Raw genomic sequence first — 13,009 nt, 5'->3', positions numbered from 1 at the left:
CTTGCCGTACCCAGTCAGGCCCGCTGTGGCAGCAGTTTCGCGTCGTCCAGCAGCTCCTGGGCGTGCGCCCGGGCCGATTCCGAGTCCTCCTGGCCGGCCAGCATGCGCGCCAGTTCCCGGACCCGCTCGGGGCCATTGAGGAGGCGGACATCACTCGAGGTGAATCCCGTGGCGGTCTTGCCGTCGGCTCCCCTGACGGAAGTTTTAGTGACGGTGATGTGCTGGTCCGCGAAGGCGGCCACCTGCGGCAGGTGCGTGACCACCAGCACCTGCACGTGCCGGGCCAGCATGGCCAGCCGGCGTCCGATCTCGACGGCGGCACGTCCGCCCACTCCTGCATCCACCTCGTCGAAGACGAAGGTGGGGACGGGGTCGACGGCGGCGAGCACCACTTCGATGGCCAGCATGACCCGCGAGAGCTCACCGCCGGACGCCCCCTTGCCCAGCGGCCGGGCCGGGGCGCCGGAGTGCGGCTGGAGCAGGAAGCTGATCTCGTCCGCGCCGTGCGGTCCCAGTTGGCCTGTGGCCTCGAGGTTGATCACCAGGGTGGCATCGGCCATGGCCAGGGCCTTCAGCTCGGCACTGACCCGGGCGGAAAGGTCCTTGGCGGCCTTGGCCCTGATCTTGCTGATGGCGGCAGCCTGCTTCTGCAGGTCCGCCTCCGCCTTGACCACTTCCGCGTCCAGGGCTTCGATGCGGGTTGAATCGTCCTGCAGTTCATCGAACCGCACGCGGGCTTTTTCGGCCCACTCAAGGACTTCGTCAATGGACGGGGCGTACTTGCGGATCAGCTTGGCCAGGACGGCCCGCCGGTCCTCGATCTCCGCGAGCCGTTCCGGCCCCTCCGTGTCCAGGCTGGCCTGGTAGCTGGCGAGATCAGTGGCGATATCGTTCAGCAGGAAGCCCACCTCGGCGAGGCGGGTTGCCGCGGAGCCGAGTTCGGCGTCGTGCTCGGCCACGTGCTCCAGCGTGCGCTTGGCGGCGTCCACCAGGGTGGTGGCGTCGCCCGCCTCACCGAAATCCTCGGCGATGAGTGCCTGATGTGCCGTGCTCGCGGCGATCCGCAGCTCCTCCACATTGGCCAGCTTCACTGCCTCCGCCTTGAGGAGTTCGTCCTCCCCGGGCTGGGGATCCACGTCGTCGATTTCGGCGAGGGCGGCCTCCAGGGATTCTGCTTCCCGCAGCCGGTCCCGGGCAGCGCTGCGCAGGGTGTCCAGCTCGGCCTGGCTGGATTTCCAGTGGTTGTACAGCTCCTGGTAGCCGGCTAGCTGGCCGGCGAGGGCTTCGCCGGCGAATTTGTCCAGCGCCCCGCGTTGGGCGGTGGCGCCCTTGAGCCTGATCTGGTCCGATTGGCCGTGCACCACCACCAGGGTCTCGCCGATCTCGGCGAGGACGCCCACCGGGGCGGCCCTGCCGCCCAGGAAAGCGCGGCTGCGGCCGTCCGCACCCAGCCGGCGGGCCAGGATCAGTTCCGCGCCGCCGTCGAACTCTTCCGCCTCCGCCCCCGCCTCCAGGGCACGCTCGATGGCGGGATGGCCGGCGTCGAGCTTCAGCACTGCCTCGGCAGTTGCGCTTTTGGCGCCGCTCCGGACGGCACCGGCGTCAGAGCGGGCGCCGAGGAGGAGGCCGACGGCGGTGACCACCATGGTCTTTCCGGCGCCGGTCTCGCCGGTCACCACGCTCAGCCCGGGGCCCAGCGGCAGTGTTGCGTCAGTAATGACGCCCAGATCGCGGATTCTCAGTTCTTCAAGCATGGTTCACTTTGCGGTTGAGGGATCGGGATCGCTGTCCGGCTGCCCGCTGCCAGGCACCTGGAGCGGCGGCATGGGACGGGGCGTCCGGACAATTGGAATGGGGCCGGTGTGGATGGCGTCAGCCTTGGGGACAGGGCCGCGCCAGCCATGGATGGGCAGCTCAAACTTGCGTACCAGCCGGGCCGAGAACGGAGTCTGGTGGGTGCGGGCCAGCCGCACCGGGGTGGCTGATTTGGTGACCTCAACCCGGGCGCCCGGCGGCAGGTCCACCGAGCGCCGGCCGTCACACCAGAGGACGCCCTGGGCGTCGGTACGGCCCAGGACTTCGACGGCGAGGCGTGAGCGGGGCGAGACCACCAGGGGCTTGGCGAAGAGCGCGTGGGCGCTGATGGGCACGATGACCAGCGCCTCCACTTCCGGCCAGACTACAGGGCCGCCCGCGGAGAATGCGTAGGCAGTTGACCCGGTGGGGGTCGCGAGCACGATGCCGTCGCTGCCGAAGGAAGTCAGGGGACGCTCATCCACTTCGGTCACCAATTCCAGCATGCGTTCCCGGTTGGCTTTTTCGATCGCTGCTTCGTTCAGCGCCCACGTGTGCCAGATCTTCTGCCCCCGGACCCAGACCTGGACGTCGATGGTCATGCGCTCTTCCACCGTGTAGTCCCGCCTGGCGATCCATTCAACGGTCTGGGCGAGGTCCGCCCGCTCGCTCTCGGCGAGGAAGCCAACATGGCCGAGGTTCACGCCCAGCAAGGGTACATCAACTTCCCGGACCAGCTCGGCCGCGCGGAGGATGGTGCCGTCGCCGCCCAGGACCATCACCAGTTCAACGTCCGGCAGTTGGACGTGGTCGTGAAGCACTTCCACGGGCTGGGCAAGGTGACCGAAGAAGCGTTCCATGTCGGCCAGTTCTGAGTCCTGCATCACCGGAACGATGCCGGAGGCGTGCAGCTGGCCGCAGGCCTCCCAGGCGGCCTTCAGTGATTCCTCGCGGCCGGTGTGGGCGAGGACCAGTACACGCCTGCTCATCAGGTTCCGCTCTCTAGTGGTTGTGCCAGATTCGTCCGAGCAAGGCAGCGGTGGCTGCGTCTCGCTCTTCGATCTTAGGCAACTCTTGGCTGTTCCGGCGGTTTATCCACAGGAAGTATTCGACGTTTCCGTCCTGGCCGGGCAGCGGGCTCTGTGCGAGGCCGCGCAGGTCCAGGCCGGCGTCGAGGGCGGCCCGGGCGACTTTTTCCACCGCCATCCGCCGTTCCCGCTCGGAAGTCACCACCCCGGTGCGTCCCAGCCGGTCCTTGCCGATCTCAAATTGAGGCTTCACCATGAGCACCAGGTCCCCGCCCGGTTCGGTGCATTCCGCCAGGGGCTGGACCACCAGGGTCAGCGAAATGAAGGACAGGTCAGCCACGGTCAGCGCCGCCGGGCCGCCGATGTCTTCGGGCGACATGTACCTCACGTTGAGTCCCTCGTGGACTTCCACGCGCGGATCCTCCCGCAGCTGCGGCACCAGCTGGCCATGCCCGACGTCGACCGCCACCACATGCGCGGCGCCCCGGCGGAGCAGGACATCGGTGAAGCCGCCGGTGGAGGCGCCGGCGTCGAGGCACCTTTTGCCTTGTGCCGAAACCTCGGGGAAGGCATCGAGTGCGCCGGCCAGTTTGTGCCCGGCCCGGCTCACGTAGGTGTCCTGATCGTCATGCAGGACCACCAGGTCCCTGTCCTCAGCGACCTGGAGCGATGCCTTGCCAAGCACCTGGCCGGCTGAGCTGACTTTTCCTTCTGCAATCAGCGACGCGGCGTGGGTGCGGGACCTGGCAAGGCCGCGGGCAACCAGGGCCTGGTCGAGCCGCACCGGCATCAGGCGCCACCGTCCGAGGGGTCCGAATCCAGGGCGCCCCGCAGTTCGTCGTGAAGTGCGTTGTAGACCGCTTCGTGCCCCGCCACAGGAAGCCCAGGCAATGCCGTCAAGGGCGCCAGGGCCTGATGGACGAGATGGTCGGTCACCTCGGGTTGGCTGTCCAGCGGCCAGTCCGGAGAGGGCTGGGCTGCTGCGGATTCGTCAGGCGGACTCAGCTCAGTCATTCAAACAGTCTAATGATCCAGCCAGGCCAGTTGCGGTGCCTTCGCCGCGGAGGCGTCCGGGGTGGCCGCCCACCAGGCCGCACAGGCCGCCCGCCAGGAATCGAGGTTGTCCTGGCTGCCAATGATGCCCACGGCTCCGTTAGCCACGCGCGCCGTTGCTTCACCGCACACGTAGGTGCCGTCGTCGTGCGTCACCTCGGGATAGGGGCGGTAGAGGTCCGTCAGGGAGCTGATGATGTAGTCGGGCCGTTCGGCGGCGCGGGCAGCCAGGATGGTCTGCCGGGTGTCGACGCCGGTCAGTACGGCCACGGTGGCAAAGCCGGCGTTGTTGCCGCCCAGGATGTCCGTGTCCAGCCGGTCCCCCACCACCAGCGGGCGCTCGGCCCCGAGCCGCTTGGCGGCGGAGTGGAAGAGCGGAGCCTCCGGTTTGCCGGCGACGCGGGGCGTCTGGCCCGTGGCAGCAGTGACTGCGGCCACCAGGGTTCCGTTGCCGGGTGCGATGCCGCGGGCCTGCGGGATGGACATGTCCGTGTTGGTGGCCACCCACAGGGTTCCGGCCGCCACAACGTAGGACGCCTCAGCGAGTTCTTTCCAGCCGATGGCGGGGTTGAAGCCCTGGACTACCGCCACTGGGTTCTCGTCCTGGCTGTACACCGGTACCAGGCCCACCAGCTCAATTTCCTCGGCCAGGGCCGGGCTTCCGGTAATGAGCACCCGGGAACCCGGGGGCAGCTCCGAGGCGAGCAGCTCCGCGGCTGCCTGCGACGAGCTGACCACTTGCTCGTCGGCGGCCGGTGCGCCCAGCTCCCGTAGGTGGGCCGCGACCTGCGCCGGGGTCCGGGACGCGTTGTTTGTCACGTAGCCCAGGCCTATGCCCAGGCCCGCAAGCTGCTGGAGTGATTCCACTGCACCGGGGATCGCGTGCGGGCCGGCGTACACCACCCCGTCCAGGTCGGCGAGCAACGCATCGAAACGGGAGATCAGGCTTGCTTCAGTCATCCGCTTAGTCTTCCCGGCGATCCTGGTGGTCCTGCTGGTCCTGCTGGTCCTCTGGATCGTTGGCTTCCGCCAGGTCTTCTCCGTTCTGGTCCAGATCGTCGAGCTCTACCGAGTCCTCGTCAGACTCAGCGTCATCTGAAACGAAGTAGTCCGCTTCCTGGTCATCGATGCTTGCGTCCACCGTTTCTTCGGCTGCGGGCGCTTCCAGTGCCTCGGTGCCGGCAGCGTCCGTGGTTGCAGCATCTGCGGTTGAAGCCTCTGTGGGTGCAGCGGAAGCTTCAGCGGCAGCAGGTGCCGTTGCGGCTGCACCGGACGCGCTGGACGCGCGGTCCAGGAGCCGGCGCCGCTCGGCCTCCTCGCGGGCTTCTTCTTCCTCGTCCCAGCCAAGGTCAATGATGTCGGGTTCTTCGTCAACGCCCAGGCCCAGTGCGTTTTCGGCTACAACGGCCTGTTTCTGCCACTTCTCGGCCTCGGAGGTGCGGCCCACGGCCGCCAGTGCGTCTGCATAGGCGCGGAAGAGCCGGGGGCTGTAGGAGAACGCGCGGTTGATATCCAACTGTGCGATCTCCAGTTCTGCAACAGCGGCGTCCAGCTGGCCAAGGTCCGTGCGTGCGCCCGCTGCAACAATGGCAAGTTCAACCTTGCCGGGGGCGTCCAGGTCCTGGGCTTCCTCGGAGCGGACCACGTCGAGTGCGCGGTCGGGGCGGCCCAGCCCACGTTCACAGTCGGCCATCACGGGCAGGTGCACGTTGGAGCCGCTGATCCGGCGGTACGTCCGGAATTCCCGAAGTGCCTCGCCGTAGTGACCGGCCGCGTAGGCGGTGAGGCCTACGGCTTCGCGGACGGCAGCAAGCCTGCCGCCGCGCCGGCTGGCGGCCAGCGCGTGCTGGAAGGCGAGCTCGGGCTCGTCGTCGATGAGGCGGCCGGCCATCACGAGGTGGCGGGCGACCCATTCCGCGTTGTTTGCCTCAAGGGTTTTGATCTGGTGCTGTGTGGCACGGTCAAGCTCCTTGCCCGTGACATCCTCGTCGATCTCCGGAGACCGTTCCCGGTCGGGACGGTTGGCACTGCGGAGGTCGCGCATGTTGGGTACACGGGCCGGGCGTTCTTCCTGGCGGTCGCGACCGAAGGTGCGGGGACCAGCATCGCCGCGGCTGGGACGGTCGCTGCTTGGACGTTCGCTGCGGTCACCAAACGGCTTGCGGTTTTCTCCGCCACCAAAGCCCCGGCGGTCACCTTCACCGTCCCGGCGCGGACGGTCACCATAAGGCTTCCTGTCGCGGTCCCCGAACGGCTTCCGCTCTCCACCACCAAAACCACGACGGTCACCCTCGCCATCGCGGCGCGGACGGTCACCCGCGGACCGGTTGTCGCGATCACCAAAAGGCTTCCTGTCGCGGTCCCCGAACGGCTTCCGCTCTCCACCACCAAAACCACGACGGTCACCCTCGCCGTCACGGCGCGGACGGTCACCGAAAGGCTTACGGTCACGGTCACCGAACGGCTTCCGCTCTCCACCACCAAAACCCCTGCGGTCACCTTCACCGTCCCGGCGCGGACGGTCACCAGCGGACCGGTTGTCCCGGTCACCAAAAGGCCTCCTGTCGCGGTCCCCGAACGGCTTACGCTCTCCTCCACCAAAACCACGACGATCGCCCTCGCCTTCGCGGCGCGGACGGTCACCAGCGGACCGGTTGTCCCGGTCACCAAAAGGCTTCCTGTCGCGGTCCCCGAACGGCTTACGCTCTCCTCCACCAAAACCACGACGATCGCCCTCGCCCTCGCGGCGCGGACGGTCACCAAAAGGCTTCTTGTCGCGGTCACCGAAAGGCTTCCGCTCTCCGCCACCGGCTGCACCCCTGGAGGGATCGGAGTTGTCCCGGTTGGTGCGGGACCGGAATCCGCGGGGCTCGCCGCCTGAGTTGTTGTGTCCGCGGAACCCGCCGCGGTCATTCCCGCCGCGGTTGCCGCCGTTGTGCTCAGCCATGTGGATTCCTCCTGTTGTGAGCCGACCACTGGCGCAATCGCAGCCGCTCGTATCCGTGTTTCGTTTCCTACGCAACCCGAAATCAAGCGCTTCGAAGTCCGTACATCTTCATCAATTCTAGTGGAGTTGCCTCCCGGGGCAGGACCGGCCCAAGGCCAAAGAACTGCATCGTGGCAATGTTCACACCGACGCCCCATCACCTCCTGCAGGTTTTGAGGCGACGCGCCATCAGGCCCTGCGGGTTTTGGAGCAACGCTCCATCAGTTGCCGGCGGGATTGGACGGTGCTGCTGCGGGGGTCGCGGAACGCTGAGAAGGTGATGGGGCGCCCCCCGGATCGGTGCGGGAGGTGATGGGGCGTTCCCTGGATGGGTGCGGGAGGTGTTGGGGCGTGTTGGTGGTTTTGGGGGTTAAAGCAGAGTAGGGCCCTGACGTCGTTTGTCAGGGCCCTACTCTTTAATTTATGTCCGGCGGTGACCTACTCTCCCACACCCTCCCGGGTGCAGTACCATCGGCGCTGTGGGTCTTAGCTTCCGGGTTCGGAATGGGACCGGGCGTTTCCCCCACGCTATGACCGCCGTAACCCTTCTACCCGTCACACACCCTTTGCGGGGTGGTGTGGGAAATCTGTGGTTACAACATGTTCTGCAGTGATGCAGCAGTGGTGTTGTTATTCAATTGTGTGTTCCCGTGGCAACGAAACCATTGGTTTGGTTTGTTGTTTGGGAACCACATAGTGGACGCAAGCAGTCTTGTTTCTTTTTACCATCACCTGGTGTGAACGTCTTTCGAAGAGTCCGTTCACGGTGAAATGGTGTGTGGTGTAAGTTATCGGCCTATTAGTACCGGTCAGCTTCACGAGTCGTTAGTCCTCGCTTCCACATCCGGCCTATCAACCCAGTGGTCTGGCTGGGGGCCTCTCACACACAAGGTGTATGGAAATCTCATCTTGAAGCGAGCTTCCCGCTTAGATGCTTTCAGCGGTTATCCCATCCGAACGTAGCTAATCAGCGGTGCACTTGGCAGTACAACTGACACACCAGAGGTTCGTCCGTCCCGGTCCTCTCGTACTAAGGACAGCCCTTCTCAAATTTCCTGCGCGCGCAGCGGATAGGGACCGAACTGTCTCACGACGTTCTAAACCCAGCTCGCGTACCGCTTTAATGGGCGAACAGCCCAACCCTTGGGACCTACTCCAGCCCCAGGATGCGACGAGCCGACATCGAGGTGCCAAACCATGCCGTCGATATGGACTCTTGGGCAAGATCAGCCTGTTATCCCCGAGGTACCTTTTATCCGTTGAGCGACGGCCATTCCACAATGTACCGCCGGATCACTAGTCCCGACTTTCGTCCCTGCTCGAGATGTCTCTCTCACAGTCAAGCTCCCTTGTGCACTTACACTCGACACCTGATTGCCAACCAGGCTGAGGGAACCTTTGGGCGCCTCCGTTACTTTTTAGGAGGCAACCGCCCCAGTTAAACTACCCATCAGGCACTGTCCCTGACCCGGATTACGGGCCGAAGTTAGATGTCCAAAGTGACCAGAGTGGTATTTCAACGATGACTCCACCCGAACTGGCGTCCGGGCTTCAACGTCTCCCACCTATCCTACACAAGCCACTCCGAACACCAATACCAAACTATAGTAAAGGTCTCGGGGTCTTTCCGTCCTGCTGCGCGTAACGAGCATCTTTACTCGTACTGCAATTTCGCCGAGTTTATGGTTGAGACAGCGGGGAAGTCGTTACTCCATTCGTGCAGGTCGGAACTTACCCGACAAGGAATTTCGCTACCTTAGGATGGTTATAGTTACCACCGCCGTTTACTGGGGCTTAAATTCTCAGCTTCGCCGTGAGGCTAACCGGTCCTCTTAACCTTCCAGCACCGGGCAGGAGTCAGTCCGTATACATCGTCTTGCGACTTCGCACGGACCTGTGTTTTTAGTAAACAGTCGCTTCCCCCTGGTCTCTGCGGCCCCGATCCCCTCCGGACAGCTTGTGTCCATCAAGGTTGGGGCCCCCCTTCTCCCGAAGTTACGGGGGCATTTTGCCGAGTTCCTTAACCATAATTCTCTCGATCGCCTTAGTATTCTCTACCTGATCACCTGTGTCGGTTTGGGGTACGGGCGGCTAAAACCTCGCGTCGATGCTTTTCTCGGCAGCATAGGATCACCAAATCCCCCCAAACGGGGGTCCCATCAGATCTCAGGCATCATGAACAGCGGATTTGCCTACCGTTCGCCCTACATCCTTAGACCGGGACAACCATCGCCCGGCTCGGCTACCTTCCTGCGTCACACCTGTTAATACGCTTGCCTCCCAGGATCAGGTCCTGCGCTCCACCAAAACCCTCACACCACAAGGGTGATCGGGCAGGTCTCGGGCAGTTAGTATCCCCTGTTCAGCATGGGCGGTTTTTCGCCGGTACGGGAATATCAACCCGTTGTCCATCGACTACGCCTGTCGGCCTCGCCTTAGGTCCCGACTTACCCAGGGCAGATTAGCTTGACCCTGGAACCCTTGATCATTCGGCGGACGGGTTTCTCACCCGTCTTTCGCTACTCATGCCTGCATTCTCACTCGTGTAGGCTCCACCGCTGGTTTACACCGCGACTTCACCGCCCACACGACGCTCCCCTACCCATCCAGACGCCTGAACCACAAGGGCTTAGCAAAAATCTGAATGCCACAACTTCGGCGGTGTACTTGAGCCCCGCTACATTGTCGGCGCGGAATCACTTGACCAGTGAGCTATTACGCACTCTTTTAAGGATGGCTGCTTCTAAGCCAACCTCCTGGTTGTCTGGGCAACTCCACATCCTTTCCCACTTAGCACACGCTTAGGGGCCTTAGTTGGTGGTCTGGGCTGTTTCCCTCTCGACTATGAAGCTTATCCCCCACAGTCTCACTGCTGCGCTCTCACTTACCGGCATTCGGAGTTTGGCTGACGTCAGTAACCTTGTAGGGCCCATTAGCCATCCAGTAGCTCTACCTCCAGCAAGAAACACGCAACGCTGCACCTAAATGCATTTCGGGGAGAACCAGCTATCACGAAGTTTGATTGGCCTTTCACCCCTACCCACAGCTCATCCCCTCCATTTTCAACTGAAGTGGGTTCGGTCCTCCACGACGTCTTACCGTCGCTTCAACCTGGCCATGGGTAGATCACTTCGCTTCGGGTCTAGATCACGCCACTGCAACGCCCTATTCAGACTCGCTTTCGCTACGGCTTCCCCACACGGGTTAACCTCGCGACGTAACACTAACTCGCAGGCTCATTCTTCAAAAGGCACGCCGTCACAACTACTAAGGTTGCTCCGACGGATTGTAAGCACACGGTTTCAGGTACTGTTTCACTCCCCTCCCGGGGTACTTTTCACCTTTCCCTCACGGTACTGGTCCGCTATCGGTCATTAGGGAGTATTTAGGCTTATCAGGTGGTCCTGACAGATTCACACGGGATTTCTCGGGCCCCGTGCTACTTGGGATACTCTCCAGGCGGTACACAACATTACGGTTACGGGGCTCACACCCTCTCTGGCCGGCCTTTCAAGACCGTTCACCTATGCCTGCACATCACACCCCACTGTCCCGGCAGAGACAGAACGGAAAGTCCCACAACCCCGACCATGCAACGCCCGCCGGCTATCACACATGGAACGGTTTAGCCTGATCCGCGTTCGCTCGCCACTACTAACGGAATCACTATTGTTTTCTCTTCCTGCGGGTACTGAGATGTTTCACTTCCCCGCGTTCCCTCCACGCACCCTATGTGTTCAGATGCGGGTCACCAGATCACTCGCGCGTCTGGCGGGGTTTCCCCATTCGGACACCCTGGGATCACAGTCCGGTTATCGACTCCCCCAGGCTTATCGCAGATTCCTACGTCCTTCTTCGGCTCCTAATGCCAAGGCATCCACCGTGTGCTCTTAAAAACTTGACCACAAAAGATCAAAAAACTAATTCACGAGAGAACCACGAAAACCAACCACACCCAACAACCACCAACCCCCAAAAAGAGGCCAGTCATCACCAAGCGCAGCCAGATCCAGGTTCATATTCTTGGAAATTGCTTCTTATAAAAGATGCTCGCGTCCACTATGTAGTTCTCAAACAACAACCCCAAACCACACACCCCACACAACAACCCCCGAAAGGGCCTCCGCGCATGATCGGTGCAGCCAGGAAACCAGAAACAAACAAACCCAGGGGAACCACAGCCAAAGCCACGAACAACCCCCGGCCCTGTTGCCTCAGGACCCAACAGTGTGCCAAACACTAAACCACCCGCACCCCAACCCCGCCGTTCCAGGACACCAAAGCATCCGTACTAGACAAGAAAGAAACACAAGCAGCCGCTATTCGTTGATATTCCACCCATGAGCACCCGCCGCAGAACTTGCGTCTGCGCAACGGGCTTTTACTCCTGACAAACCCCCACACCACATACATGGCATGAACAATCCGTAGGTGCTCCTTAGAAAGGAGGTGATCCAGCCGCACCTTCCGGTACGGCTACCTTGTTACGACTTAGTCCCAATCGCCAGTCCCACCTTCGACAGCTCCCTCCCACAAGGGGTTAGGCCACCGGCTTCGGGTGTTACCAACTTTCGTGACTTGACGGGCGGTGTGTACAAGGCCCGGGAACGTATTCACCGCAGCGTTGCTGATCTGCGATTACTAGCGACTCCGACTTCATGGGGTCGAGTTGCAGACCCCAATCCGAACTGAGACCGGCTTTTTGGGATTAGCTCCACCTCACAGTATCGCAACCCTTTGTACCGGCCATTGTAGCATGCGTGAAGCCCAAGACATAAGGGGCATGATGATTTGACGTCGTCCCCACCTTCCTCCGAGTTGACCCCGGCAGTCTCCTATGAGTCCCCACCATCACGTGCTGGCAACATAGAACGAGGGTTGCGCTCGTTGCGGGACTTAACCCAACATCTCACGACACGAGCTGACGACAACCATGCACCACCTGTAAACCGACCGCAAGCGGGGCACCTGTTTCCAGGCGTTTCCGGTTCATGTCAAGCCTTGGTAAGGTTCTTCGCGTTGCATCGAATTAATCCGCATGCTCCGCCGCTTGTGCGGGCCCCCGTCAATTCCTTTGAGTTTTAGCCTTGCGGCCGTACTCCCCAGGCGGGGCACTTAATGCGTTAGCTACGGCGCGGAAAACGTGGAATGTCCCCCACACCTAGTGCCCAACGTTTACGGCATGGACTACCAGGGTATCTAATCCTGTTCGCTCCCCATGCTTTCGCTCCTCAGCGTCAGTTAATGCCCAGAGACCTGCCTTCGCCATCGGTGTTCCTCCTGATATCTGCGCATTTCACCGCTACACCAGGAATTCCAGTCTCCCCTACATCACTCTAGTCTGCCCGTACCCACCGCAGATCCGGAGTTGAGCCCCGGACTTTCACGGCAGACGCGACAAACCGCCTACGAGCTCTTTACGCCCAATAATTCCGGATAACGCTTGCGCCCTACGTATTACCGCGGCTGCTGGCACGTAGTTAGCCGGCGCTTCTTCTGCAGGTACCGTCACTTTCGCTTCTTCCCTACTGAAAGAGGTTTACAACCCGAAGGCCGTCATCCCTCACGCGGCGTCGCTGCATCAGGCTTGCGCCCATTGTGCAATATTCCCCACTGCTGCCTCCCGTAGGAGTCTGGGCCGTGTCTCAGTCCCAGTGTGGCCGGTCACCCTCTCAGGCCGGCTACCCGTCGTCGCCTTGGTGAGCCATTACCTCACCAACAAGCTGATAGGCCGCGAGTCCATCCAAAACCACAAAAAGCTTTCCACCAACCACCATGCGATGACCAGTCATATCCGGTATTAGACCCAGTTTCCCAGGCTTATCCCAGAGTTAAGGGCAGGTTACTCACGTGTTACTCACCCGTTCGCCACTAATCCCCCCAGCAAGCTGGAGATCATCGTTCGACTTGCATGTGTTAAGCACGCCGCCAGCGTTCATCCTGAGCCAGGATCAAACTCTCCGTTGAAGAAAAACAGACACAACCCCCAGCCCCGGGAAAACGGGACCAAAAGCTGCACAAAATTTGAAACCAGCTGTAAAAACCAGACCACCCACAGGGGCGGGCAGCCCGGCAAATCCAACCAATTTAATAAAAAATCGGTATCAACAAACTTGGCACACTATTGAGTTCTCAAACAACAGACACA

7 protein-coding genes and 3 rRNA genes are annotated in these 13,009 nt (G+C 62.0%); 1 reads left to right on the top strand and 9 read right to left on the bottom strand.

Features of this window, described 5'->3' with window-relative positions; translation table 11 throughout:
* Window positions 1-14 precede the first annotated feature (14 nt).
* The 6 genes from recN to QFZ36_RS00025 are packed head-to-tail and all read right to left on the bottom strand — an operon-like array spanning window position 15 to window position 5,766.
* Complete coding sequence (gene recN, locus QFZ36_RS00050) at window positions 15-1,754, bottom strand: DNA repair protein RecN (protein WP_306632880.1); 1,740 nt, start codon at window positions 1,752-1,754, stop codon at window positions 15-17.
* Between the two features lie 3 nt (window positions 1,755-1,757).
* On the bottom strand, window positions 1,758-2,783 hold the full coding sequence (locus QFZ36_RS00045) for an NAD kinase (RefSeq protein ID WP_306632878.1): 1,026 nt from the start codon (window positions 2,781-2,783) through the stop codon (window positions 1,758-1,760).
* A 13-nt stretch (window positions 2,784-2,796) separates the two neighbouring features.
* Window positions 2,797-3,612, bottom strand: coding sequence for a TlyA family RNA methyltransferase (locus QFZ36_RS00040; protein WP_306632876.1), 816 nt, complete (start codon window positions 3,610-3,612; stop codon window positions 2,797-2,799).
* Entirely contained in the window at window positions 3,612-3,836 is a 225-nt protein-coding gene (locus tag QFZ36_RS00035; protein WP_306632875.1) for a hypothetical protein, read from the bottom strand. The genes QFZ36_RS00040 and QFZ36_RS00035 overlap by 1 nt, the downstream gene beginning before the upstream one ends.
* Before the next feature lie 9 nt (window positions 3,837-3,845).
* Window positions 3,846-4,835: an HAD-IIA family hydrolase gene (locus QFZ36_RS00030; RefSeq protein ID WP_306632873.1), complete on the bottom strand. Its 990-nt coding sequence runs from the start codon at window positions 4,833-4,835 to the stop codon at window positions 3,846-3,848.
* 4 nt (window positions 4,836-4,839) lie between these two features.
* A complete protein-coding gene (locus QFZ36_RS00025) occupies window positions 4,840-5,766 on the bottom strand; it encodes a hypothetical protein (RefSeq protein ID WP_306632871.1) in 927 nt (308 codons plus the stop codon).
* On the opposite strand from QFZ36_RS00025, the gene QFZ36_RS00020 reads away from it, so the two are divergent.
* On the top strand, window positions 5,719-6,756 hold the full coding sequence (locus tag QFZ36_RS00020) for a hypothetical protein (RefSeq protein ID WP_306632869.1): 1,038 nt from the start codon (window positions 5,719-5,721) through the stop codon (window positions 6,754-6,756). The two genes, QFZ36_RS00025 and QFZ36_RS00020, sit on opposite strands and share 48 nt — an antisense overlap.
* Window positions 6,757-7,286: 530 nt before the next feature.
* On the opposite strand, the gene rrf is transcribed toward QFZ36_RS00020, so the two are convergent.
* From rrf to QFZ36_RS00005, 3 genes are all read right to left on the bottom strand, one after another.
* Window positions 7,287-7,403: ribosomal RNA gene (gene rrf, locus QFZ36_RS00015) — 5S ribosomal RNA — on the bottom strand.
* A 236-nt stretch (window positions 7,404-7,639) separates the two neighbouring features.
* A 23S ribosomal RNA gene (locus QFZ36_RS00010) occupies window positions 7,640-10,765 on the bottom strand.
* A gap of 538 nt (window positions 10,766-11,303) precedes the next feature.
* Window positions 11,304-12,828 (bottom strand): 16S ribosomal RNA (locus tag QFZ36_RS00005).
* Together the 16S, 23S and 5S rRNA genes form the textbook arrangement of a ribosomal RNA operon.
* Window positions 12,829-13,009: the final 181 nt, after the last annotated feature.

It is taken from the genome of Pseudarthrobacter siccitolerans (genome assembly GCF_030823375.1).
GTDB lineage: Bacteria > Actinomycetota > Actinomycetes > Actinomycetales > Micrococcaceae > Arthrobacter > Arthrobacter siccitolerans_A.
This window is presented reverse-complemented; position numbering and strand designations above follow the sequence as displayed.

Coding starts and splice junctions, on each gene's coding strand:
- recN (WP_306632880.1), bottom strand. CDS start 1,754: ATGCTTGAAGAACTGAGAATCCGCGATCTGGGCGTCATTACTGACGCA.
- QFZ36_RS00045 (WP_306632878.1), bottom strand. CDS start 2,783: ATGAGCAGGCGTGTACTGGTCCTCGCCCACACCGGCCGCGAGGAATCA.
- QFZ36_RS00040 (WP_306632876.1), bottom strand. CDS start 3,612: ATGCCGGTGCGGCTCGACCAGGCCCTGGTTGCCCGCGGCCTTGCCAGG.
- QFZ36_RS00035 (WP_306632875.1), bottom strand. CDS start 3,836: ATGACTGAGCTGAGTCCGCCTGACGAATCCGCAGCAGCCCAGCCCTCT.
- QFZ36_RS00030 (WP_306632873.1), bottom strand. CDS start 4,835: ATGACTGAAGCAAGCCTGATCTCCCGTTTCGATGCGTTGCTCGCCGAC.
- QFZ36_RS00025 (WP_306632871.1), bottom strand. CDS start 5,766: ATGGCCGGCCGCCTCATCGACGACGAGCCCGAGCTCGCCTTCCAGCAC.